This window comes from Planotetraspora thailandica (genome assembly GCF_016863335.1).
Taxonomy (GTDB): Bacteria; Actinomycetota; Actinomycetes; order Streptosporangiales; family Streptosporangiaceae; genus Planotetraspora; species Planotetraspora thailandica.
Genome location: NZ_BOOR01000042.1, coordinates 1 through 21,916 on the forward strand (window position 1 = coordinate 1; position 21,916 = coordinate 21,916).

A 21,916-nucleotide genomic window follows, 5' to 3' on the forward strand; every position below is an offset into this window, starting at 1 on the left:
TGATCATGCACCCCTTGGCCGTGATCACACACCCCTTGGCCGTGATCATGCACCCCTTGGCCGTGATCACACACCCCTTGGCCGTGATCATGCAGAAGTTCGACGACACGCCCGCTCACCTGCCCATCCCCTTCCCGTGATCATGCAGAAGTTCGCGAACATGGCCGCCCACCTGGGCAAACCCACATCGTGATCATGCAGAAGTTCGCGGAAAGGGCCGTTCACCTGGCCGTACGGCTGACGTGATCATGCACTGTCAGACCGTACGGCGCAGGCCCGGCCGGGCACGGAACCGGATCAGCCCCGCACGAGGTAGGTCCAGGTCTCGACGGTCCGGAAGCCGAGGAGCTCGTAAAGCGGAAGGCCGTCCGTGCTGGCCTGCAGGAACGCCACTCGGACGCCGTCGGCGAACCCGTCGCGCATGACCGCCTCAGTGGCGGCCCTGCCATATCCGCGCCGCCGGTGGGCCGGCGGGGTCGCGATGTTGTAGATGCCGAGATAGTCCCCGACGCGCAGCCCGAAGCCCGTGGCGACCGGCTCTCCGTCGACCTCGACGAGATAGCCCGCGGCGCCCGGCATGTCGAGAATCTCCGGCTGGGCCAGCCGCGACATGATCTCGATGGGCGCCTCGAATCCGGCGGCCAGAGCGACGCCGTAGGCCTCGTGGTCCTTCGCGTCGATCCTCCGCACCGAGTAGGGCCCTGAGGCGGGCTCCACGTCAGTGGCCGTGGTCGCCATCAGCGGAAGCTGCATGCGACCGTTCAGTCCGAAATGCGCCGCCACCTCCGTAAGCTCCGGAGTCGGCTCTCCTCGGACCTGGATGCACCACGGAACAGAGCTCTCCGCCAGCGTGCGGGCGAATTCCGCCACCTCGTCCGCATCCGGCTCGCGGGTGTCGGTGAAGACGCCGTTCAGGTGCGGCAACGGCAGGCCGGAGACGATCAGGCGAGTGCCGTGCCTTCCACGCACGCCCCGGGCCTCCGGCCACGCCGCAACCAGTTCCTCGAAGGTGAGCAGGAGCGCCCTCGTCACCTCGTCGACTGAGATCTCGAGTTCCAGATCACCCATTGGGCCACACATCCCCACGAATTATCGCCAAACAGGCCGATAAAGGTAGCAGAGCCGAAAAACGGGATATCTCCGAGAGTCCGCGCTCGTGCGGCTTCTCCGCACAGGACTCGCGCCGGCGCCTCCGTGCATGATCACGCACCATGTACGGCCAGGCAGACGCGGTTTCCGGCGAACTATTGCATGATCACGAAATGCGTTTTACCAGGTCAGCGGTCATGCCGCCGAACTTCTGCATGATCACGGCAAGGGTTGGGGCAGGCCAGGGGGCGTTTGCGCGAACTTCTGCATGATCACGCCCAAACAAAGAAACGTGATCACTTCCAACAAGGGAACATGATCACGCCCCAAACACAAACATGATCACGCCCAAGAAAGGGGGGTCATCTCAAGGGGGCGGTGGAGGCGCGGACGACCATGGTGACGGGGAGGAGGAGCGACCGGGGATGGCGGGTCGGGTCGTCGATGCAGTCGAGCAGCATCCGGGCGGCCTCGGCCCCGATGTCGTGGTGGGGAACCCGCACGGTCGTCAGCGGCGGGCGCAGCTTGTCCAGGTAGGGCATGTCGTTGAAGCCCACCACGCTGATCTCCTCCGGGCAGGAGATGCCCCGCTCGGCGAAGACGTCGTAGCTGCCGAGCGCGATGAGGTCGTTGCCCGCGACGATGGCGGTGAACGGCGTGGCCCGGTCGAGCAGTTCGCGGGTCGCGGCGGCGCCGTCCGCCTCGTTCCAGTGCGCGCACTCGACGATCAGGCGGGAGTCGTCCTCCAGCCCGTGATCCCGTACGGCATGCCGGAAGGCCCGCGCTCGCACGACGCCCGTCGAGGTGCTGTGCGGCCCCGCCAGATGCGCGATCCTCGTGTGGCCCAGATCCACGAGGTGCCGTACGGCCAGGGCGATGCCGGTGGCGTCGTCGGCCGTGACGCACGGGATCGCCAGGTTCTCGGTACGCCGGTTGACCAGCACCATCTTCACGCCCTGCTCGTGAAGCTTCTCGAGGAAGGGGTGATCCAGGCGAGCGGTGGCGACGATGAGGCCCTCGACCTGCCGGGAGCGCAACGAGTCGATCCGGGAGCGTTCGCGCTCGGGGTCGTTGTCGGTGTTGACGATCCAGGCGCTGTATCCCTCCGCTTCGAGGACGTTCTCGATGCCCCGCACGATCGGCGGGAAGAGCGGGTTGGTCAGGTCGGGGATGACCAGGCCGATCGTGCTCGACTTGGCGGTCTTGAGGCTGCGCGCGATCGGGTTCGGCTGGTAGCCGAGCGTCTTGGCGGCCTTCATCACCCGTCTGGCCGTCTCGGCGCTGACGAGGCGGCGCGTGCTCGGGTTCAGGGCACGCGAGGCGGTGGCCGCGTGCACCCCGGCCGCCTCGGCGACGTCCCGGAGGGTCGGCGGCTGGCCTCGCCTGACCTCCCCCGCCGGAGGTGAGGGCTGGTTGGGGCTCATCGGCCGGGCTCTCCTTCGGGTCGGGTCCAACGCATGCGTCCCAAGGTGGCGATCAGGCCGAACGGCACCGCGACGGCGACCGTCCAGCCGAAGACCTCGGCGTACCTGTGGCTCTCCGCGAGACCTCCGACCAGCACGGCGTAGACGGCGCTGCCGAGGAACAGGGCCCCGGCAAAAGCCGACACGACCATGGCTCGCGCCTCCGGCAGCACCTCGGTCGCCCATGTCTGCAGCGACGAGTGCATCGAGGCCCAGGCGAGGCCGAGGAGACCCGCGGTCACCAGCGCCATGCCCGGCGACCGGGACACGGCGGTCAGTCCACACGCGATCGTGGCTGCGGCGGCGCCGAGCGCGATGAGCCGCGACACGTGCATGCGGTGCGAAAGCGCGCCCGCCAGGGGGGCGAACCCAAGCACGGCAACACCGTACACGGCGGTGACGGCACCGGCGACGAACGGGCTCGCCCCGGCGGCCTCGACGGCGGAGGGCAGCAGCGTGAGCGACCCGAGCAGCACGGCGCCCTCGACGAACGCCAGGGCCAGCACGAGCCTGGCCGGCCCCGACCGGGCGACGGTCAGCAGCGGCGCGAGGATCCCGGCGTCGGCGCGCACGAGCGGCGGGCGGGGAAGCCGGCCGAGGGCGATCGCCAGGATCAGCGCCGCCGCACCGGTCACCACGAAGGCGAGCCGCCAGCTGGTGAACTGCACGAGCACGCCTCCCCCGGCGGAGGCGACGGCCGTTCCGAGCGCGACTCCGGCCATCAGCCCGGTCACGTCGCGCTGCCGGCGTACGGCGGGCACGGTGTCGCCGATGTAGATCAGGCTGGCCGGCACCGCCGCGCTGAAACACGCGCCCGCGAATCCCCTGGCCACGCCGAGCTCGAACGCGCTGGTTGAGAACGCCGCCGCGGCCGACCCGATCGCCGACAGCGACATCGCGATCCGCATGGTCCTGACCAGCCCGAGGTGGTCGGAGACCATGCCCCAGAACGGCTGCATCAGCCCGTATGCGAGGAAGTACGCACCCGCCGCGGTGACCACCGCGGACAGCGGGGCGCCGAGGTCGTGCGCCATCGCTATCAGCATCGGCGGCATCAGGAACCTGTCGAGCGTGCTGACGAACGCCACCAGCCGCAGCAGCCGCGGCGAGCCCTGCCGCGAGGGCGCCCGCGAAGCCGGCGCCGTCATCGCCTCGCGGCCGGGTCGGTGAAGCCACGGGCAGGGTCGGTGAAGCCACGGGCAGGGCCGGCGGCACCACGGACAGAAACAGCAGAGCCACGGGCCGGAGAGATAAGGCCGCGGGCAGGGTCGAGTGCGGTGGCGAGCACGTCGGCTCCGTCGACGATCGCGGGCAGATATCTGCGCCGCAGCCCCACCACGGTCTCCATCGAGGCGAGGTCCACCTCGCCGTCCGCGACGAGCCCCTCGTCGGGGTCCTTCAGCCGGTCGAGATACCGCGCGGCCAGCGCCTCGGGCAGCCGCAGGGCCTGCGCGGCCTCCTCGACGACCAGCTCGTCGAGGCTTCCGGCGAGGACGCGGGCAGCCGTCTCGCGCAGGGCAGCCGCCAGCGCCTCGACCTGCGGCCTCGTGCGGTCGCCCGCCACGCTGAGGACCGTCCCGAGGTACGGCCGGCAGACGTCGGCGAGGCTGCCGAGCCGTACGGCGCCGGCGGCCTCGGCCCGCAACTCGTTGCCGGCGTTGAGCATGGTCGCGTCGCAGTCGCCCGCGAGGAGCGCGTCAAGGCGTTTGGGGGTGGAGCCGAGGGCGACCACCTGGTAGTCGTCCCGGCTGAGGCCGATGGACTCGAGCAGGGCGTACAGGCCGAAGGCGAAGCCGGAGCCCGGCACGTCGACGCCGATGGTCGCGCCCTTCAGCACAGCCGCGGTGGCGTGCGTGGGACGGGCGTAGACGCCGAGGCCGAGCCCCCGGTCGATCGCCGCGACGATGCGCACGTCGGCCGTCCCGCCCAACGGGTTGCGGGGGTCGAACCGGTAGGCGATCACGTTGTCCGGGCTGGTGAGCGCCGCGTCGAGCTCGCCGTCGAGCAGGGCGCGGAACTGGCCGGGCGAGGAGGGCACCGGCTTCTCCGTCACGTCAAGGTCACCGAGCAGTCCGGCCCGCCTGCCGACGCGCAGCAGGACGGAGGGGCTGAAGGCCCCGACCACGAGACGCCGTGTCACGATTTCGCAACTCCCGTTCAGCTCGTGCCGGTCTGGACCGACTCTTCACATGCTAGTAGCACTCGTTTGCAGGGGCTCTTGTGAACCCCCGTGCACCTCTTGACACTGCCAGGATCAAACCGCATGCTGCTGGCCAGCGCAATCGTTTGCGTTAAATCTATGCGGCAAATGGCTCACAGAGGAGGGCTCATGACCGCTTCACCCCCCAGCGACCCGGAGATCCCCGGAGACCTCCCGGTTTCGCGCCGACGCGGTCCAGACAGCCGTCCCGGGCACGACCGCGAAACCGGCGCCCGGCCCAGCGTGACCGGCGACCGCGAAACCGGCCCCCGGCTCAGCGCGACCAGCGACCGCGAAACCGGCGCCCGGCCCAGCGCGACCCGCGACCGAGACGGCGGGCCCCGCCGTCACCGCGAAGCCGGCCCCCGGCGTACACATGGCATGCGTGCGGCGATGTCGGCGGTGGCGCTCGGCGTCGCGGGCGCCCTGACCTTGGCGGCCTGCGGCACGCGGCCGTCGGAGGTCGCGGCGGCCAAGACCGACAAACCGATCGTCGTCGGCATCTCCCTTCCCCTGACCGGCGACTTCGCCCAGCCGGGCAGCGAGGCCAAGCGCGGCTACGAGGTCTGGCGCGACATGGTCAACGCCAAGGGCGGCATCCTGGGCAGGAAGGTCGAGCTCAAGATCGCCGACGACGCGAGCAACCAGGACACCGTGGTCGCCGACTACACCAAGCTGATCACCCAGGACAAGGTGGACCTGCTGCTCGGCACGTTCTCCTCCCTGCTCAACTATCCCGCCTCGGCCGTTGCCGAGAAGAACGGCATGGTCTTCGTCGAGCCCGCCGGCGGCGCGCCCAATATGTTCACACGCAACTTCAAGTACCTCTTCTTCGCCCAGCCGGCGACGGCGCCCCACCAGGCCGACGTGTTCGTGAACTGGGTCAAGACGCTGCCGGAGTCCGAGCGCCCGAAGACGGCGGCCTACCCGAGCCAGGACGACCCGTTCGCCCAGCCGGTGATCGACTCGATGCAGAAGCAGCTCGAGGCCCTCGGCGTGAAGACGGTCTACAGCCAGCTCTACCCCGCCGACACGACCAACTTCCAGACCATCGCCAGCACGATGGCCAGCGAGAAGCCCGATCTCATCGCCCAGGGCGCAGTCTTCGAAGACGGCGTCGGCCTGGTCCGCGGCCTCAAGCAGCTCAACTACTCCCCGAAGATCCTCTTCCAGACCTCCGCTCCCAGCAACGCCGGGCAGTACAGCGACGCCGTCGGCCTGCCCAACACCGAAGGCGTCTTCTACACGGTCAGCTGGAACGAGAAGGCGACGACCCCGCTCAACAGCGATTTCGTCTCCGCGTACAAGAAGGCCTACAACGCCGACCCCGCTGAGGACGCAGCCGACGCCTTCGCCGCCGCACAGGTGCTGCAGACCGCCACCGAGAAGGTGGGCGCGATCAACCAGGACAAGATCAGGGACTGGCTGCACGCCAACGAGGTGCAGACGATCCTCGGCCCCCTGTCGTGGGAGGCGACCGGCGAGCCGAAGGGGCAGTTCCTGCTGGCCCAGTGGCAGTCGGGCAAGGTCGAGGTGGTCGCCCCCGCCGACGTCGCGACGTCGAAGACCGTCGTCAACCCCAAGCCCGCCTGGAAGTGACGGCCGAGGAGCTCCCCCTATGACACAACTCGTCCAGGCGATCGTGCTCGGCCTGCTGATCGGCGGCGTCTACGCGCTGATGGCCTCCGGCCTCACCCTGATCTTCGGGGTCATGCGGATCATCAACGTCGCGCAGGGCGCCTTCCTGATCCTCGTGGCCATGATCACGTGGTGGTTGTGGCGGGTGACCGGGATCGACCCGATCCTCGCCTCGGTGATCACCACGCCCCTCATGTTCGGCTTCGGATGGGTGGCCTACCGCCTCCTGCTGTCGCGGATCCGCGGGGCGTCGCCCTCGATGTCGGTCCTGCTGACCTTCGGATTCGCGCTCGTGATCGAGGGCGTCCTCAACGTCACCGCGGGCAACAAGTTCAAGTCGGCGACACCGTCGTACTTCGAGGAGTCCTTCCGGGTGGGGGCGATCTCGCTGCCCAAGGCGCAGGTCTTCGGCTTCGTCGCCGCCATGGTCGTGCTCGCCGCGCTCTACTACGTGCTGACCCGCACGTGGACGGGCCGGGCGATCCGCGCCGCCACCCAGAACCCGTCCGGAGCGGCCCTCGTCGGGGTCGGCGCCGCCGGCACCGCGGCCCTCGCGTTCGCGATCGGCAGCGCCACGACTGGCGTCGGCGGCTCGATCCTGTCGGTGCTTTATCCCTTTTTCCCTGCCTCCCACTACGACTGGATCTCACGGCTGCTCGGCATCGTCGTGCTCGGCGGCATGGGGAGCCTGCCCGGCGCCCTGGCGGGGGCCGGGATCCTCGGGCTGGCCGAGACGCTGACCGCGACATACGGGTCGCTGAACTGGTCGACCCTCGTCTTCTACATCGTGATCATGGTGGTCCTGCTGATCCGCCCGCAGGGGCTCTTCGGCGCGAAGTTACGCGAGGACACCGTATGACCAGGCTGAAAGCGATCCCCCGCGCCCATCTCATCGCCGGGTTGTGCCTCGTCGCGCTCCTCGTCTACCCGGTGATCAACCCGTGGCAGCCCTATCCCCAGGCCGTCATGCTGCTGGCGTTCCTGCTGGCCGTACAGGCGTCGAGCTGGAACATCATCTCGGGATACGCCGGTTACATCTCGCTCGGGCACAGCATGTTCCTCGGGCTCGGCTCCTACACGGTCGGCATCGTCGCCGCACGGTGGGGCGTCAACCCGCTGTGGATCGCGCCGCTCGGCGGGGTGACCGCGGTCGTCGTCGCGGTCCTGATCGGCTCGGTCGTGCTGCGCACCCGCGGCCACGCGTTCGTGATCATCACGATCGCGATGTTGCTGGCCGCGCAGATCCTCGCGGTCAACTTCAAGAGCTTCACCAAGGGATCGGACGGGATCACCCTCGACCTGCCGTTCTGGGACCGCGACTTCCAGAACATCCCCTTCTACTACGCCTTTTTGATCTTGATGGTGCTGACGGTCCTGTTCAGCGCATGGATCCGGCGCACCAAGCTCGGCACCGGGCTCGTGGCGATCCGCGAGGACGAGGGCAAGGCCGCCTCGATCGGCGTCGACACCACCCGCTTCAAGATCGTGGGCTATGCCGCGAGCTCGTTCTTCATCGGCGTCGCGGGCGGCGTCTACGCCTACTACCTCACCTTCATCAACCCGGTCGGCTCGTTCGCGATCCTCGGCAGCGTGACCATCGTGCTGGCCGCGCTGGTCGGCGGCCGGGGCACCTTGTACGGCCCGGTCATCGGCGCCTTCATCGTGCAGGTCGTCAGCGAGGCGGCCACCGTCTACGGCGGGGGCGGCAACGCCCGCGTGCTGGTGTTCGGCCTGGCCCTCATGGTCGTGGTGCTGTTCCTGCCCAAGGGCATCCTGCCGACCGTCCAGGCGTGGTGGCGGGCGAGGCATCCGGAGAAGGTCGAGTACACCGACCAGGCCGGCGCCCTCAGCCGCACGCGGGTCGCCGTACGCGAGCGCACTGAGCCGTCACCGGCGCCCGCGCAGGGCGAGGTGCTGCTCGACGTGCGCGGCGTGTCAAAGAGGTTCGGCGGCCTCACCGCCGTCGACAACGCCGACCTGACCGTACGGCAGGGCACGATCACGGCGCTCATCGGGCCGAACGGCTCGGGCAAGACGACCCTGTTCAACCTGATCAGCGGTGGGATGCAGGCCGACTCCGGCGAGATCTGGTTCGACGGGAGGCGCATCGACGGCCTGCGGCCGTGGACGCGGGGCCACCTCGGTCTCGGCCGGACCTTCCAGGTCACCCGGCTGTTCAAGGAGATGACCGTGCAGGAGAACGTGGTGGCGCCCCTGCCCGACTCGCGGTGGCGGACCATGCTCTCCGACGCGGTGCACGGCCACGAGGCGGCCCGCGCGCGTGAACTGCTCGACACCGTCGGGCTCGGGCGCTTCGCCGACCAGCCCGCCGGGGCCCTGTCGTACGGCCAGCAGAAACTGGTCGAGCTTGCCCAGGTGCTGATGCTCGAACCCAAGCTGATCCTGCTCGACGAGCCCGCCGGCGGGGTCAACCCCAGCCTGCTCGGCCGGTTGACCGAGGTCATCCGCGAGCTGAACAGGAGCGGCGTGACCTTCCTCGTGGTGGAGCACAACATCCCGCTGGTACTCGACCTGTGCGACCCGGTCGTGGTGTTCTCCCACGGCGCGCCGATCGCCGAGGGTCCGCCGAGCCGGATCAGGACCGACCCGGTCGTCCTCGACGCCTACCTCGGCGACGACTGGGCCGACCACGGCGAGGACGGCCCGGGCGACAACGGCCACGGCACGACGGCGGCGGCGCGAGAGGCGGTGCAGTGACGTGCTGTCCCTGAAGGGAATCGTCGCGGGATACGGCGGCGGCAGCGTGCTCCAGGGCGTCGACCTGGAATGCGCCAAGCAGACGATCACCTGCATCGTCGGGCCCAACGGCGCGGGGAAGTCGACCGTGCTCAGGGTGATCAGCGGGCTGCTGCGGCCCAGCGAGGGCCAGATCTCCATGGACGGGGAGGCGATCGCCGACCGATCCCCCGACGAGATCCTCCGCAGGGGCATCACCCAGGTGCCCCAGTCGCACGCGTTGTTCCCCGCCATGTCGGTCAGGGAGAACGTTTTGATGGGCGGCTACCTCATCCGCAGGAACCGGGCACTCCTGCGGGAGCGGCTCGACATGGTGATGGAGCGGGTGCCCGTCGTGGCCGCCCGCGCCCACGACAACGCCGGCAACCTGAGCGGCGGCCAGCGCCGGATGGTGGAGATCGCGCGCTGCCTGATGCTCGACCCCAAGCTGATCCTGCTCGACGAGCCGTCGCTGGGGCTCGACCCGCGCAGCCTGTCCGGCGTCGCCGGGCTCATCCACGAGCTCAACGCGGCAGGCACGACGGTGCTGCTGGTCGAGCAGAACGTACGGCTCGGCCTGGGCCTGGCCACCCACGGCGTCGTGATGGAGGGCGGCAAGGTCCGGCTCACCGGTACGGCTGCCGCGATCAAGGACGACCCGGAGATCGCGTCGCTGTATCTCGGCGGCACGAGCGGGTCGCCGACGGCGCCTCGGCCGACGGCGAGGTCGAAGGCGGAGGGGCCGAAGACGGAGACGACAGGAGTCTGACGGGGGCGAGGGGCCCGCTAGAGCGGGCCCATCACCTTCGCGGGATCGATCCCGAGGTCGGTCAGCACGGTGCGGGCGGCATTGCGTCCGGGCCTGCCGGAAACCGACCCCCCGGGATGGGTCGTGGCGCCCGTGAGGAAAAGGCCGGGAATGGACGATCGATACGACAGCCAGCCGGGGATCACCTCGCCGGACGGCAGGAGGAACTCACCACCGTGGCAGGAGCCGCCGAGGTTGTGCATGTTGTGGGCGGCGACGTCCACGGGAGACTCCGCGCGCAGCGCGAGGATGTCGTCGGGTGCCAGCCCGACGGCGCGCGAGCGGACCAGGCCGATGAGCGCCTCGGCATGCTCGTCCTTCGTCTCCTCCCATGAGCGGCCGTCCGCGCGCTCGTACGGCGCGACCGTGAGGATCTTGAATGTCGCACCCCCGCCGGGCGCCCGTCCGGGATCGACCACGGTCTGGTCGACCACGAGCAGCCAGGGATCGGCGGCGTCGGGCTCCCCCCGGTGGAACGCCTCCATCTGGCGGGCGATGCCGTCGGCGGTTCCGAACCCCGCCGCCGCACTCGCGATCGGCCCGCCGCTGCCCGGAAAGGCGATGTCGCGCCGCAGCGCTGCGTGGACGGCGAAGACGCTGAGCCCCGGCCGCCAGGTGCGCCGGGCTTCGGCGAGGTCGGCGGGCGCGTCGGCTCCGCTGATCATGTCGGCGAGACGCGCCAGGTGGGCACTCGACACCACCGCCTCGCGGGCCCTCACCCTGCGGCCGTCACTTGTGCGCACCGCGACGGCCCTGCCGCCCTCGACGTCGACGGAGGAGACCGGCGCCGAGCAGGCGACCCGGCCGCCGTGGGCCTGGATCTGCCGGATCAACGCGGCGGGCAGCGCGCTCGACCCGCCGACGGGGGTGGTCCAGCCGAAGGCGACTCGCCCTGCCGTGATCGAGGGGGGTAAGACCCCGGTGCCCGGCCTGCGGGGGTCCTGGATGGTCGCCAACGACAGCCACAGCAGGAACGAGCGGATGACCGGGTGCTCGAAGCGTTCGTGGACGACGTCCCACGCGCTCCTGCGGCGGAGCGCCTGGTATCGCCCGCCCGCGTCACCGGGAGCCATATGGGAGCTCCACCTGGCGTGCTCCGCCGCCAGGCCGTCCGACCACTCCCCCATCAGGCGCCTGAATGCCTCCGCGTCGGTGCGGGACCAGCGGGCGATCTCGTCGGCGGTACGCCCGAGGTCGCGATGCATGACCAGGGTTTCGCCGCCCGGCTGGGGAAGCACGACCGCGGGGTCGGTCATCGCGTATTCGAGCCCGTGCACCCCGATCAGGCCGAGCTCGTCATCCCTGATCAGCGGGTTCGACTGGATCAGCACGTGTGCGCTCGAGCACGAGTCGTGGGCGAACCCCGGCAGCGTCAGCTCCTCGGTGACGGTGTCGCCGCCCGGGACGTCCCTGGCCTCCAGGACGAGCACCTCCAGACCGGCTGCGGCGAGATATCCGGCGCACACCAGACCGTTGTGGCCCGCTCCGACGACGATCGCGTCCACTGATTCGGGCAGGTCCCCGGCCCTGGTCTCTTCCGTCACGTCCCTCGGCCTCCGGGTATCGACTGGTCGATCTCTTGACAGTGCACTCACAATGAGCGAGCTTGCAGTCGTTTGCAAGCAGAAAGCAGGTAGTTCACATGGACGATCGAGTCGCCTCGGCCATCGCCAACTGGGCGCCCCGCTTCACCACGAACGGCGTCACCGTCTCCGATTTCCAGCGCGTGACCAGAGACCTCGAGCACTGGGCCGACTGGTGCGGCGCCTGGTCGGCGGTGGCCGCCGAACATGAGGCGCTGGGCCGCGACGCCCTCGCCCGGGAACGGTTCCTCTCCGCAGGCCAGCACCTGTCTCGCGCGGCCGTCTACTACCACTTCGCGAAGTTCGTCTTCGTCGAGGATCTCGACCAGATGCGGGAGGCGCACCGTCACGCCGTGGCCTGCCTCACCGACGCCCTGCCGTACCTGTCGCCGGAGGGCCGGCGGATCGAGATCCCCTTCGAGGGCGCCACGCTGGCCGGGGTGCTGCGGCTGCCCGCGGGCCCGGGGCCGCATCCCGCGGTGCTGATGTTGTCGGGACTCGACTCGACCAAGGAAGAGTTGCGCTCCACCGAGGAGACCTTCCTGCAGCGCGGGCTCGCGACGTTCAGCGTGGACGGCCCCGGCCAGGGCGAGGCCGAATACGACCTGCCCATCCGCGGCGACTGGTCGCTGCCGGGCAAGGCGATGCTCGACGCCCTGTCGGCCGAGCCGGAGATCGACGCCTCCCGCATCGCGGTCTGGGGTGTCAGCCTCGGCGGCTACTACGCCCCCAGGGTCGCGGCGGCGGCCGGAGACCGGGTCAAGGCGTGCGTCGCGCTGGCCGGGCCGTACAACTTCGGGGACTGCTGGGACGGGCTGCCGCTCCTCACCCGGGAGACGTTCCAGACCAGGTCGGGCGCGGGATCGGAGGAGGAGGCGCGGCGCATCGCCTCCACACTCGACCTCGACGGCTCCGCCGAGGCGATCACGTCGCCGCTCCTGATCGTCTTCGGGCGCAGGGACCGCCTGATCCCGTGGCAGCACGCCGAACGGCTCGCGGCGACCGCGGGCGGCGACACCGAGCTGCTGATGCTCGAGGAGGGCAACCACGGCTGCGCCGACCTCGCCCCGTGGCACCGCCCCTACACGGCCGACTGGGTCGCGGAACGACTCCGCTGACCTGCCCTGTCGTCGTGAGAGACGTCATGTTGACAGGGAAATGATCACCTCTTAGCGTGGATAGCAAACGATTGCAGAGGCGGACCAGATGACTGATTCGACTACGGACGCATCCGGCCTTCGGGTCGGCTGGATCGGGACCGGCCGCATGGGCGTCGCGATGGCGGAGCGGCTGGCCAAGGCCGGCGTTGACCTCACCGCCTGGAACCGGACGCTCGCCAAGGCGGAGCCCCTCAAGGAGCACGGCGCCGCGGTGTGCGCGACGATCGCCGAGCTCAGGGACAGGGACGTCGTCTTCACGATGGTCTCCACCTCGGCCGATCTCGAGGAGGTGCTCGCCGGTGCGGACGGGCTGCTCACCGGCGAGCGGGTTCCCCGCGTGGTGGTCGACTGCTCCACCGTGTCGGCCGAGGCGTCGGCCGCGATGCGGGAGGCGTGCGCGGAGCGCGGCGTCGGCTTCCTCGCCGCGCCGGTCAGCGGAAACGGCAAGGTCGTCAAGGCGGGCGCCCTCAGCCTGGTGGTCTCAGGCCCGGAGAGCACCTACGACGAGGTGGCGCCCCTGCTGAGGCACATCGGCAGGGCGGTGACGTACGTGGGCGAGGGTGACGTCGCCCGCCTCGTGAAGATCGCGCACAACCTGATGCTCGGCGTGGTCACCCAGACGATGGCCGAGATCACCGTGCTGGTCGAGAAGGGCGGCGTCTCCCGGCACGCCTTCCTGGAGTTCCTCAACAACAGCGTCATGGGTTCGGCGTTCACCCGCTACAAGTCGCCCGCGTTCGTGAACCTCGACTACACGCCGACGTTCACCCCGATCCTGCTGCGCAAGGACTTCGACCTCGGCCTCGCGGCCGCCCGCGCGCTCGACGTGCCGATGCCGGTGACCGCCGCCACCGCCCAGGCGGTGCAGGCGAGCGTCGGCAGCGGGCGGGTGGACGAGGACTTCTCGATCCTGCTCGACCTGCAGGCCGCCGCCTCCGGCATCCAGCTCAAGCCGGAGAACGTGCACGTCGACGATGGTCTCGGCACCCCGCGCAAGGACAACGAGGAGCAGGAGGGCGGCCGCTCATGACCACCGCGATGCCGATGCCCGCTCCGGGGCACATGGGAGTCGACTACGAGCAGCGGGTCGACTTCGGCCGGCTCCGCGACTACCGGCTGGCCCGCGCCCGCGCCTCGCTGGACGCGAGCGAATGCGGCGCCTTCCTCCTGTTCGACTTCTACAACATCCGCTACGTCACCCAGACCTGGATCGGAGGGGCTCTGGGCGACAAGATGACGCGGTACGCCCTGCTCACGCGGGGCGGCGAGCCGATGTTGTGGGACTTCGGATCCGCCGCGCGGCACCACCGGCTCTACAGCCCCTGGCTCGACCCGGCCAACTGCCACGCCGGCATGCTGGGCCTGCGCGGCGCCATCGCGCCCACCGCCGGGCTGATGGAGGACGCCGTACGGCAGATCAAGGGCCTCCTGGAGGATGCGGGCGTCGCCGGCGCGCCGGTCGGGGTCGACATCGTCGAGCCGGCGTTCCTGTTCGAGATGCAGCGGCAGGGGCTGACCGTCGTCGACTGCCAGCAGCTCATGCTGGACGCCCGCCAGATCAAGTCCCCCGACGAGATCATGCTCCTCACCCAGGCGGCCGCCATGGTCGACGGCGTCTACCAGGACATCGTGGAGGTGCTCAAGCCCGGGATCCGGGAGAACGAGATCGTCGCCCTGGCCAACAAGCGGCTCTACGAGATGGGCTCCGACCAGGTCGAGGCGATCAACGCGGTGAGCGGCGAACGGTGCAACCCGCACCCGCACAACTTCTCCGACCGGCTGATCCGACCCGGCGACCAGGCGTTCTTCGACATCATCCATTCCTTCAACGGCTACCGGACGTGCTACTACCGCACCTTCAGCGTGGGCAGCGCGACCCCGAGCCAGCGCGACGCGTACATCAAGGCGCGCGAATGGATGGACGCGTCGATCCGCATGATCAAGCCGGGTGTGGGCACCGACCAGGTGGCCGCCGTCTGGCCGGCGGCCACCGAGTTCGGATTCGAGAACGAGATGGCGGCCTTCGGCCTCCAGTTCGGGCACGGCCTGGGCCTCGGCCTGCACGAGCGGCCGATCATCTCGCGGCTCAACAGCATGCGTGAGCCGATCGAACTGCAGGTCGGGATGGTCTTCGCCCTGGAGACGTACTGCCCGGCCAGCGACGGCTTCTCCGCCGCCAGGATCGAGGAGGAGGTCGTCGTCACGCCCGAGGGCGGGCGCGTGCTCACCCTGTTCCCGGCGCAGGACCTGATCGTCGCCAACGCGTATTGAGCTTCTCCTGATCGAAAGGCGTTTCCCATGAGAGCTGACAGCCGGTTGCTCACCGAGCTCTACATCGGAGGCAAGGCCGTGCCCGCCTCCGACGGCGGCCGTTTCGACGTGCTCGATCCCGCGACGGGCGACGTCGTCGCGTCGGTCGCGGACGGCACGGTCGACGACGCGATCGCCGCGGTCGACGCGGCCGACCAGGCCGCCGCGTCGTGGGCGGCCACGCCGCCGCGGCAGCGGGCCGAGATCCTGCGCAAGGCGTTCGAGGTGATGACCGCGCGAAGCGAGGACCTCGCCCGGCTCATCTCGCTGGAGAACGGCAAGGCGCTCCCCGACGCCCGGGGAGAGGTCGCCTACGCCGCGGAGTTCTTCCGGTGGTACGCCGAGGAGGCCGTGCGGGACATCGGCGCGGTCACCACGGCCCCCTCGGGGGCCAACCGCATCCTTGTGCTGCACCAGCCGGTGGGCGTGTGCGTGCTCGTCACGCCGTGGAACTTTCCCGCGGCGATGGCGACCAGGAAGATCGGCCCGGCCCTGGCCGCCGGATGCACGGTCATACTCAAGCCCGCCAGCGACACTCCTCTCACCGCTCTGGCGATGGCCGAGATCCTGGAGGAGGCGGGCGTGCCCGCCGGTGTCGTCAACGTGCTTCCCGCCCGCAGGTCGGGGCCTGTGGTGTCGGCGATGCTGCACGACCCCCGGGTCCGCAAGCTGTCGTTCACCGGCTCGACCGAGGTGGGGCGCGTGCTGCTCAAGGAGGCCGCAGACCAGGTGATCAACACGTCGATGGAGCTCGGCGGCAACGCGCCGTTCGTCGTCTTCGCCGACGCCGACCTCGACGCGGCGATCGAGGGCGCGATGGTCGCCAAGATGCGCAACGCGGGCGAGGCGTGCACCGCCGCGAACCGGTTCTACGTCGAGTCGCCGATCGCCGGCGAGTTCGCCCGGCGCCTGGCCGAGCGCATGTCCGCCCTGACCGTCGGCCCCGGCACCGAAGAGGGTGTGCAGGTCGGCCCCCTGGTCAACCAGGACGCGGTGGACAAGGTCAACGGGCTCGTGCGCGGCGCGATCGGCGAGGGCGCGCAGGCCGTCGTCGGCGGATCCCGCCCCGACCGGCCCGGCTTCTACTACGACCCCACCGTGCTGGTGAACGTGCACCCCGGCTCGCCGATCCTGCGGGAGGAGATCTTCGGCCCGGTCGCGCCCATCGTCACCTTCAATGACGAGGACGAGGCGATCCGCCTGGCCAACGACACCGAGTTCGGGCTCGTCGCCTACGTCTACACCGGCGACCTCGCCCGGGGCCTGCGGGTGACCGAGCGGCTCGAGTCGGGCATGGTCGGGCTCAACCGGGGTCTGGTGAGCGACCCGGCCGCGCCGTTCGGCGGGGTCAAGCAGAGTGGCATCGGCAGGGAGGGCGGCCACGAGGGCATGCTCGACTACGTGGAGGCCAAGTACATCGCCGTCCAGTGGTGAACCGGCGCATGTGACGGCCCGGCCCGGGTAGCTCCCGGGCCGGGCCGTCCGGCTGATGGGGTCAGACGAAAACTAACGGCTGACGATTCGATTTTCCCGAAGACATGTTCGGCGCATGCGAAGCGCTGGCCTCGTGGAATCCCCATCTTCCGCGGCGAGGCTCCTGGCGGTCTAGTTTCCGGCTGGAGCTGCATCTGTTCGGACGGGCGAGGCTTTCCTACGATGTTGACGTGCTCGCCCTTCTTCGCTCGGTGTGGGACGAGCCACGCCCCGCTCCGGTGCCGGCCCGCGTCTGGCGGGACTGGGTGCTCGTGGCGCTGCTCATGCCGGCGGTGGCGCTCGAAGGGGTGCTGCGGCCGGATCTTCCGTGGCGGGCCTATTCGGTGGCCGTCACCATCGGGCTGGTGCCCACCTTGTTGTGGCGCAGGACCAGGCCCCTGTCGATGCTCACGATCTGCTTCGTCGCCACGAGTCTGATCCCCGCGTTGCTGGGCGGACCGTCCTCCGACCCGTACACGGCGGCGTATCTGCTGATCCTTCCGTACGCGTTGTTCCGATGGGGATCCGGCCGCGACGTCGTGATCGGGTTCGCCGTCATGCTCGTCTCGGTCGGCGTCTCGACGATCTCCGAGCCCGGCGACCTGGTCGGCGCGCTGGCCGTCATGTTCGCGACCATCGCCCTGGGCGGCGCGTTCCGGTACCGGGCCAGGGCGAGGATGCGCGAGCTGGACCAGGTGAAGCTGCTCGAACGCGAACAGCTGGCCCGCGACCTGCACGACACCGTCGCGCATCACGTGTCGGCCATGGCGATCCGGGCTCAGGCGGGCCTCGCCACGTCGGCGTCGGGACCGGAGGCCGCCACCGACGCGCTCCGCGTGATCGAGGCCGAGGCGTCACGCGCGCTCGCCGAGATGCGCGCCATGGTCCGCGTCCTGCGTCGCGGACAGCCCGCGGACCTGACGCCCGGCCGGGGAATCGGCGACCTCGAGGAGCTCACGCGGCAGGGCGGCTCCGGCCCGTCCGTCGACGTGGAGGTCTCGGGCGACGTCGGCGATCTCTCCCCGGCGGTGGGCTCCGCGGTCTACCGGCTCGCCCAGGAGTCCGTCACCAACGCCCTTCGGCACGCGCGGCACGCCACTCGCGTCGAGATACGCGTCGCCGCCGACGAGACGTCGGTGCACCTGCGCGTGAGCGACGACGGCGACAGCGGCCACATCCGCCCGGCCGCGTCGGCGGGATACGGCATCCTCGGCATGATCGAGCGCGCCGACCTGCTCGGCGGCACCTGCGTGGCCGGCCCGGACCCCGGCGGAGGCTGGACCGTGACCGCCGTGCTGCCCCGGACGGGGCCGGCGACATGAGCATCCGGGTGCTCGTCGCCGACGACCAGGAGATCGTGCGCACGGGGCTCACCATGATCCTCAACGCGCAACCGGACATCGACGTCGTCGGCGAGGCCGCCGACGGACGGCGGGCCGTCGAGCTGGCGCGGCGCCTGCGCCCCGACGTGTGCCTGTTCGACATCCGCATGCCGGGCGTCGACGGCATCCAGGCCACCCGCTCCCTCGCCGGGCCCGGCGTCGCCGACCCTCTCGCCGTCGTCGTCATCACCACGTTCGACCTCGACGAGTACGTCTACGCCGCGCTGAGAGCCGGCGCCCGGGGCTTCCTGCTCAAGGACGCGGGCACGGAACTCCTCTCGCAGGCCGTCCACGCGGCCGCCGACGGCGAGGCGCTCATCGCCCCGAGCGTCACCGCGCGGCTGCTCAGGACCTTCGCCCGGCCCGTGACCGGCGCAGCCCCGGTGCGGCCCGTCGAGGCGCTCACGGAGCGGGAGGAGCAGATCCTCGCCACCGTGGCGCGCGGGCGGACCAACAGTGAGATCTCCGAGGAGCTCCACATCTCCCTCAGCACCGTCAAGTCCCACATCGCCAGCCTGATGGCCAAGCTCGGCGCCCGTAACCGCGTCGAGATCGCCATGTGGGCCTACGAGACCAACCGCGTCTAGAAGGACGCGGGCCGCCTGCGGATGATCCATTCGGCCACGGCGAGATTGATCAGCCATCCGGCGCCCACTAGCAGCGCTCTGGACGTCCCGCTGGGCATGCCGAAGACCGGAACCCAGGGCAGGTGGATCAGCGCCTGCGTCCCCGCGGCGACCCCGACCGCATAACCCCGGGTCATCCAGGCGCGGTGCCGGGCGACGTCCCTCCGCCGGATGGCGGCCAGCCCCAGAGCGATGGACACGACCATCGCGGTGCCGAACACGAGCCGGAAGCCCGCGAGGAGATCGCCGTCGCCTTCGGGGCGCGGATAGAACAGGGTCATCCACAGGCCCGTGAGCCCCGCGGCGATTCCACAGGGGACGAGCAGCCGTCCGGCGACTCGATGCCATCGTGGCCGTCGGCGGCGGAGACCTCGGGCGAACTGGAAGGCGCCGAGGACGCTGTAGAGACTGGCGCCGATTATGTGCAGCACCACGGGAAGGGGTGTGGCGAAGAAGCGCGCGTTCTCCGGCGTGATCGCCGCGCCCCCGCCCAGCTGAGTCAGGCGGGCCGCTCCGGCGATCACGGGAACGGCGCTGAGCATGATCAGCGCCGCGGGGGCGAGCCAGGAGGCCGTGGCGGACGTCCCCGCCTTGTCGGAGGCATCCGCCGGAGTGCCGGCTCGCGGCGATGTCGGGCGTTCCACCGTGTTCTCGTCGGTCATGCCCCGATCGTGATCGGCGGGCGGCGGCGGCTCATCGGGCGATGGGCCTGATCCGGGTCGGCCGATCGTCCGCCAAACGGGCGTACTTTCGGCCGATGAACCCTTTCTCCTGGACTTTTACGGTGAGTTTCCGGCTCGAGATCCCGCTCGGCGCCGTCCCCACCCGCGGTGGATGAGGAGAAGTGATGAAGGCATTCGTTCTACGCTCGTACGGCTCCCCCGACGTCCTGGACCTGACCGAGATCGACCGGCCCGTCCCCGGCGAGGACGAGGTGCTCGTCCGGGTGCGCGCCACCTCCGTCCAGCCCTACGACTGGCACCACATGAGAGGCGAGCCGTACATCGCGCGCCTGATGGGCGGCAGCCTCGGGCCGCGCCGGCCGAAGCTGGAAATCCTCGGCGCCGACGTGGCAGGGCAGGTGGAGGCCGTCGGCGATCGCGTGACGGGATTCCGCCAGGGCGACGAGGTGTACGCGCAGGTCAAGCAGGGAGGCTTCGCCGAGTACATCTGCGTGCAGGCGGGCGAACTGGCACACAAGCCGAGGAACCTGTCGTTCGAGCAGGCGGCGGCGGTGCCGCTCGCGGCCAACACCGCCCTCATCGGCCTGCGTGACGTGGGGCGGCTCCAGCCGGGCCAGAAGGTCCTCGTCAACGGGGCCTCCGGCGGGGTAGGCACGTTCGCCGTTCAGATCGCCAAGGCGTTCGGCGCGGAGGTCACCGGCGTCTGCGGGCCGCGGAACGTCGGCATGGTCCGGTCGATAGGCGCGGACGAGGTCATCGACTACACCAAGGAGGACTTCACACGGGACAGGCGGGGGTACGACGTGCTGCTCGACAACGCGGGAAGCCGCCCGGCGTCCGCATGCCGGCGGGTGCTGAAGCCGAAGGGGACCTACGTCGCCGTCGGCGGACCCGCGACCCGATGGTTCCAGCCCGCCGTCCGCGTGTTCTCGGCGGTCGCGATGTCCCCGTTCGTGTCTCAGCGGATGGCCGTGGCGGACGTGGTCGCCTGCACGGAGAACAGGCGGAACCTGATGACGCTGACCGAGCTCATCGAGGGCGGCAAGGTCACCCCGGTCATCGACAGCTGTTATCCGTTCGAGCAGATCCCAGCGGCCGTCGAATACCAGGAACGGGGGCACGCCTCGGGAAAGGTCGTCATCACGGTCTGAGACGACGCATGCGCTGAGACCGAAGATCGTTAGGCGCGCTGGCCGGGTTCGTCGACGATGGCCGCCTTGAGCAGGCCGCCCCAACCGAGAATCTGCCCCTTTTCGGTGTGCAGGTCCCCATCGGTGCCCCGGCTGACGTGGTCTTTGATGGCGATGAAGCGGAACCCCATGTACTCATAGGTCTTCGGATTGACCATGATCTCGCTGCGGAGGTAACCCTCTTCGATGCGGTAGAGGGTTACGCCTGGCCGTCCCAGGATGTCCGCGGCCTTCGCCTCGTAACGCACTCCAGGGATCTTCGCGAGTGCCCCGTACATCGCGGCCCTGAGCTTGGGCGGCAGAGCGCTGTCCCGCATGAAGACCTCGATGATCTCGAACGCCCTGCCCGCTCGCGCTTCGTCGTCCGGCCTCCCACCGTTTTCTTCGTCGACCACCTTGTACACATGGGCGAGCAGCGCACTGGGGTTGTCCGGCAGTGACAGCAGATACGGGTAATCGCTGCGCGGCGAGCCGCCCTGCTCCATCGCGCTGAGATCGCGTATCTGGAGTCTCCCCTTATCGATGATCGCCGACTGCTTGCCGTCCACGCGACTCCAGCGTTCAACCGTGACACGCTTGTCGGGCGGACCGAAAAGTGAGCCGCCCGACCCGTTCGAAGAGTCGGCGAAGACGGACTTCGCATACGACCACTGGTCGGGGCGGGGTCGTGTGGCGGGTTCGGTGGCCGCCTGCAGCGCCGCCGCGTTCGCCAGGTCCTCCGCGTTGGCGACCGGACGCAGCAGAAGAGGCTTTCGCGACTCGCCCGCCGCGGTGTGGTCCGCAGTGGGACGGCCGCCGAACTCGACGTTCTGGACGACCGTGATGCCGGCCACGAGTGCGGCGGTCGCCACCCCGACGGTCGCGATGCGACGACGCGCCCGCGAATGCGCCCGCGGCGCAAGCGTGGCCTCGTTGATCAGCCGGGCGCGCAGGCGGGCCCTCGCTCCTGGGTCGTACGGCGTCGCCTCAGGCCGGCCATCGCGGAAGGTGGTGATCTCGTCGGCGCTCATACTGCAGACTCCTCGTTCGTCGCCATGGGATCGGTGCCGCCGAGCGCACGGCGCACCTTCGTACGGATTCGGTGGAGCCGGGACCGAACCGTCCCGATGGGCACCCCGAGCGCCTGGGCCGACTCCTCGTACGTGAGGTCCGCCCACGCGATGAGCAGCAGCAGGTCGCGGTCGGCCGCCGACAGGCGGGCCAGCACCGCGGCGAGCCTGGGCTGCAGCCGCTCGGCCGTCACCCTGGACGCGCTGCGTTCGTCGAACGACTCGACCGCATCATGGGCCTCGCCGCGGGCCAGCAGCCTGTTGCGCCGGATCTCTGCCCGCCGGTGCTCGCGTATGGCCTGGGTGGCGATGCCGTACAGCCATGGGCGGGCGTCCGGGCGCTCTCTGTCGTACTTCCCACGCTTGCGGAAGGCCGTCAGGAAGGTGTCGGCCACGACGTCCTCGGCCATCTCCGGCCCGAGTCGCCGGACGGCATAGCGATAGATCTCATCGTTGTGCCGGTCGAAGACGGCGGCGAACCACTCCGGCTGTTTCAAGGACTGTTCAAACAACACTGCGTCGGTCA

At 70.0% G+C, this 21,916-nt stretch carries 19 protein-coding genes; 11 read left to right on the plus strand and 8 right to left on the minus strand.

The features are described 5' to 3' along the window. Nucleotides 1-297: 297 nt before the first annotated feature. The 4 genes from Pth03_RS25805 to Pth03_RS25820 all read right to left on the minus strand — a co-directional run bounded on the left by Pth03_RS25805 (nt 298) and on the right by Pth03_RS25820 (nt 4,692). Nucleotides 298-1,068: a GNAT family N-acetyltransferase gene (locus Pth03_RS25805; protein ID WP_203946975.1), complete on the minus strand. Its 771-nt coding sequence runs from the start codon at nt 1,066-1,068 to the stop codon at nt 298-300. A gap of 383 nt (nt 1,069-1,451) precedes the next feature. Next, nucleotides 1,452-2,513, minus strand: a complete 1,062-nt coding sequence (locus Pth03_RS25810; protein WP_203946976.1) for a LacI family DNA-binding transcriptional regulator — start codon at nt 2,511-2,513, stop codon at nt 1,452-1,454. Continuing rightward, nucleotides 2,510-3,700: an MFS transporter gene (locus Pth03_RS25815; RefSeq protein WP_203946977.1), complete on the minus strand. Its 1,191-nt coding sequence runs from the start codon at nt 3,698-3,700 to the stop codon at nt 2,510-2,512. The genes Pth03_RS25810 and Pth03_RS25815 overlap by 4 nt, the downstream gene beginning before the upstream one ends. Beyond that, entirely contained in the window at nt 3,697-4,692 is a 996-nt protein-coding gene (locus Pth03_RS25820) for an ABC transporter substrate-binding protein (protein ID WP_203946978.1), read from the minus strand. Before Pth03_RS25820 ends, Pth03_RS25815 begins: the two co-directional genes overlap by 4 nt. A 189-nt stretch (nt 4,693-4,881) precedes the next feature. Here Pth03_RS25820 and Pth03_RS25825 point away from each other — a divergent pair, with 189 nt between their 5' ends. The 4 genes from Pth03_RS25825 to Pth03_RS25840 are packed head-to-tail and all read left to right on the plus strand — an operon-like array spanning nt 4,882 to nt 9,895. Further along, nucleotides 4,882-6,351 (plus strand): ABC transporter substrate-binding protein, encoded by a 1,470-nt coding sequence (locus Pth03_RS25825; protein WP_203946979.1) that lies wholly within the window; start codon nt 4,882-4,884, stop codon nt 6,349-6,351. 19 nt (nt 6,352-6,370) lie between these two features. Beyond that, nucleotides 6,371-7,249, plus strand: coding sequence for a branched-chain amino acid ABC transporter permease (locus Pth03_RS25830; protein WP_203946980.1), 879 nt, complete (start codon nt 6,371-6,373; stop codon nt 7,247-7,249). Continuing rightward, nucleotides 7,246-9,108 carry a branched-chain amino acid ABC transporter ATP-binding protein/permease gene (locus Pth03_RS25835; protein ID WP_203946981.1) on the plus strand — a complete coding sequence of 621 codons (1,863 nt, stop codon included), beginning with the start codon at nt 7,246-7,248 and terminating at the stop codon, nt 9,106-9,108. The genes Pth03_RS25830 and Pth03_RS25835 overlap by 4 nt, the downstream gene beginning before the upstream one ends. A 1-nt stretch (nt 9,109) precedes the next feature. Then, nucleotides 9,110-9,895 carry an ABC transporter ATP-binding protein gene (locus Pth03_RS25840; RefSeq protein WP_203946982.1) on the plus strand — a complete coding sequence of 262 codons (786 nt, stop codon included), beginning with the start codon at nt 9,110-9,112 and terminating at the stop codon, nt 9,893-9,895. Nucleotides 9,896-9,912: 17 nt separating this feature from the next. Here the strand turns inward: Pth03_RS25840 and Pth03_RS25845 are convergent, their stop codons facing one another. Beyond that, nucleotides 9,913-11,478, minus strand: coding sequence for a phytoene desaturase family protein (locus Pth03_RS25845; RefSeq protein ID WP_203946983.1), 1,566 nt, complete (start codon nt 11,476-11,478; stop codon nt 9,913-9,915). 98 nt (nt 11,479-11,576) lie between these two features. On the opposite strand from Pth03_RS25845, the gene Pth03_RS25850 reads away from it, so the two are divergent. From Pth03_RS25850 to Pth03_RS25875, 6 genes are all read left to right on the plus strand, one after another. Further along, the gene (locus tag Pth03_RS25850; protein WP_203946984.1) at nt 11,577-12,635 is read left to right on the plus strand and encodes an alpha/beta hydrolase family protein; all 1,059 of its coding nucleotides are present in this window, start codon (nt 11,577-11,579) and stop codon (nt 12,633-12,635) included. Between the two features lie 88 nt (nt 12,636-12,723). Beyond that, nucleotides 12,724-13,707 (plus strand): NAD(P)-dependent oxidoreductase, encoded by a 984-nt coding sequence (locus tag Pth03_RS25855; protein WP_203946985.1) that lies wholly within the window; start codon nt 12,724-12,726, stop codon nt 13,705-13,707. Next, the gene (locus Pth03_RS25860) at nt 13,704-14,948 is read left to right on the plus strand and encodes a M24 family metallopeptidase (RefSeq protein ID WP_203946986.1); all 1,245 of its coding nucleotides are present in this window, start codon (nt 13,704-13,706) and stop codon (nt 14,946-14,948) included. Before Pth03_RS25855 ends, Pth03_RS25860 begins: the two co-directional genes overlap by 4 nt. Before the next feature lie 27 nt (nt 14,949-14,975). Further along, nucleotides 14,976-16,421 (plus strand): NAD-dependent succinate-semialdehyde dehydrogenase, encoded by a 1,446-nt coding sequence (locus Pth03_RS25865; RefSeq protein WP_203946987.1) that lies wholly within the window; start codon nt 14,976-14,978, stop codon nt 16,419-16,421. A gap of 230 nt (nt 16,422-16,651) precedes the next feature. Next, nucleotides 16,652-17,782 (plus strand): sensor histidine kinase, encoded by a 1,131-nt coding sequence (locus tag Pth03_RS25870; RefSeq protein ID WP_239119366.1) that lies wholly within the window; start codon nt 16,652-16,654, stop codon nt 17,780-17,782. After that, entirely contained in the window at nt 17,779-18,429 is a 651-nt protein-coding gene (locus Pth03_RS25875) for a response regulator (protein WP_203946989.1), read from the plus strand. Before Pth03_RS25870 ends, Pth03_RS25875 begins: the two co-directional genes overlap by 4 nt. Here the strand turns inward: Pth03_RS25875 and Pth03_RS25880 are convergent. After that, entirely contained in the window at nt 18,426-19,130 is a 705-nt protein-coding gene (locus tag Pth03_RS25880) for a DUF2306 domain-containing protein (RefSeq protein ID WP_203946990.1), read from the minus strand. The two genes, Pth03_RS25875 and Pth03_RS25880, sit on opposite strands and share 4 nt — an antisense overlap. Before the next feature lie 185 nt (nt 19,131-19,315). On the opposite strand from Pth03_RS25880, the gene Pth03_RS25885 reads away from it, so the two are divergent. Then, on the plus strand, nt 19,316-20,302 hold the full coding sequence (locus Pth03_RS25885) for an NAD(P)-dependent alcohol dehydrogenase (RefSeq protein WP_203946991.1): 987 nt from the start codon (nt 19,316-19,318) through the stop codon (nt 20,300-20,302). 29 nt (nt 20,303-20,331) lie between these two features. On the opposite strand, the gene Pth03_RS25890 is transcribed toward Pth03_RS25885, so the two are convergent. Together Pth03_RS25890 and Pth03_RS25895 are read right to left on the minus strand one after the other, a co-directional pair. After that, a complete protein-coding gene (locus tag Pth03_RS25890) occupies nt 20,332-21,351 on the minus strand; it encodes a CU044_5270 family protein (protein WP_203946992.1) in 1,020 nt (339 codons plus the stop codon). Further along, a complete protein-coding gene (locus tag Pth03_RS25895; RefSeq protein ID WP_308442379.1) occupies nt 21,348-21,887 on the minus strand; it encodes an RNA polymerase sigma factor in 540 nt (179 codons plus the stop codon). Before Pth03_RS25895 ends, Pth03_RS25890 begins: the two co-directional genes overlap by 4 nt. Between the last annotated feature and the right edge of the window lie 29 nt (nt 21,888-21,916).

Bases quoted from the DNA above. Each gene is read 5' to 3' on its own strand.
- Pth03_RS25805 (WP_203946975.1), bottom strand. From the start codon at position 1,068: ATGGGTGATCTGGAACTCGAGATCTCAGTCGACGAGGTGACGAGGGCG.
- Pth03_RS25810 (WP_203946976.1), bottom strand. From the start codon at position 2,513: ATGAGCCCCAACCAGCCCTCACCTCCGGCGGGGGAGGTCAGGCGAGGC.
- Pth03_RS25815 (WP_203946977.1), bottom strand. From the start codon at position 3,700: ATGACGGCGCCGGCTTCGCGGGCGCCCTCGCGGCAGGGCTCGCCGCGG.
- Pth03_RS25825 (WP_203946979.1), top strand. From the start codon at position 4,882: ATGACCGCTTCACCCCCCAGCGACCCGGAGATCCCCGGAGACCTCCCG.
- Pth03_RS25830 (WP_203946980.1), top strand. From the start codon at position 6,371: ATGACACAACTCGTCCAGGCGATCGTGCTCGGCCTGCTGATCGGCGGC.
- Pth03_RS25835 (WP_203946981.1), top strand. From the start codon at position 7,246: ATGACCAGGCTGAAAGCGATCCCCCGCGCCCATCTCATCGCCGGGTTG.
- Pth03_RS25850 (WP_203946984.1), top strand. From the start codon at position 11,577: ATGGACGATCGAGTCGCCTCGGCCATCGCCAACTGGGCGCCCCGCTTC.
- Pth03_RS25855 (WP_203946985.1), top strand. From the start codon at position 12,724: ATGACTGATTCGACTACGGACGCATCCGGCCTTCGGGTCGGCTGGATC.
- Pth03_RS25860 (WP_203946986.1), top strand. From the start codon at position 13,704: ATGACCACCGCGATGCCGATGCCCGCTCCGGGGCACATGGGAGTCGAC.
- Pth03_RS25865 (WP_203946987.1), top strand. From the start codon at position 14,976: ATGAGAGCTGACAGCCGGTTGCTCACCGAGCTCTACATCGGAGGCAAG.
- Pth03_RS25875 (WP_203946989.1), top strand. From the start codon at position 17,779: ATGAGCATCCGGGTGCTCGTCGCCGACGACCAGGAGATCGTGCGCACG.
- Pth03_RS25880 (WP_203946990.1), bottom strand. From the start codon at position 19,130: ATGACCGACGAGAACACGGTGGAACGCCCGACATCGCCGCGAGCCGGC.
- Pth03_RS25885 (WP_203946991.1), top strand. From the start codon at position 19,316: ATGAAGGCATTCGTTCTACGCTCGTACGGCTCCCCCGACGTCCTGGAC.
- Pth03_RS25890 (WP_203946992.1), bottom strand. From the start codon at position 21,351: ATGAGCGCCGACGAGATCACCACCTTCCGCGATGGCCGGCCTGAGGCG.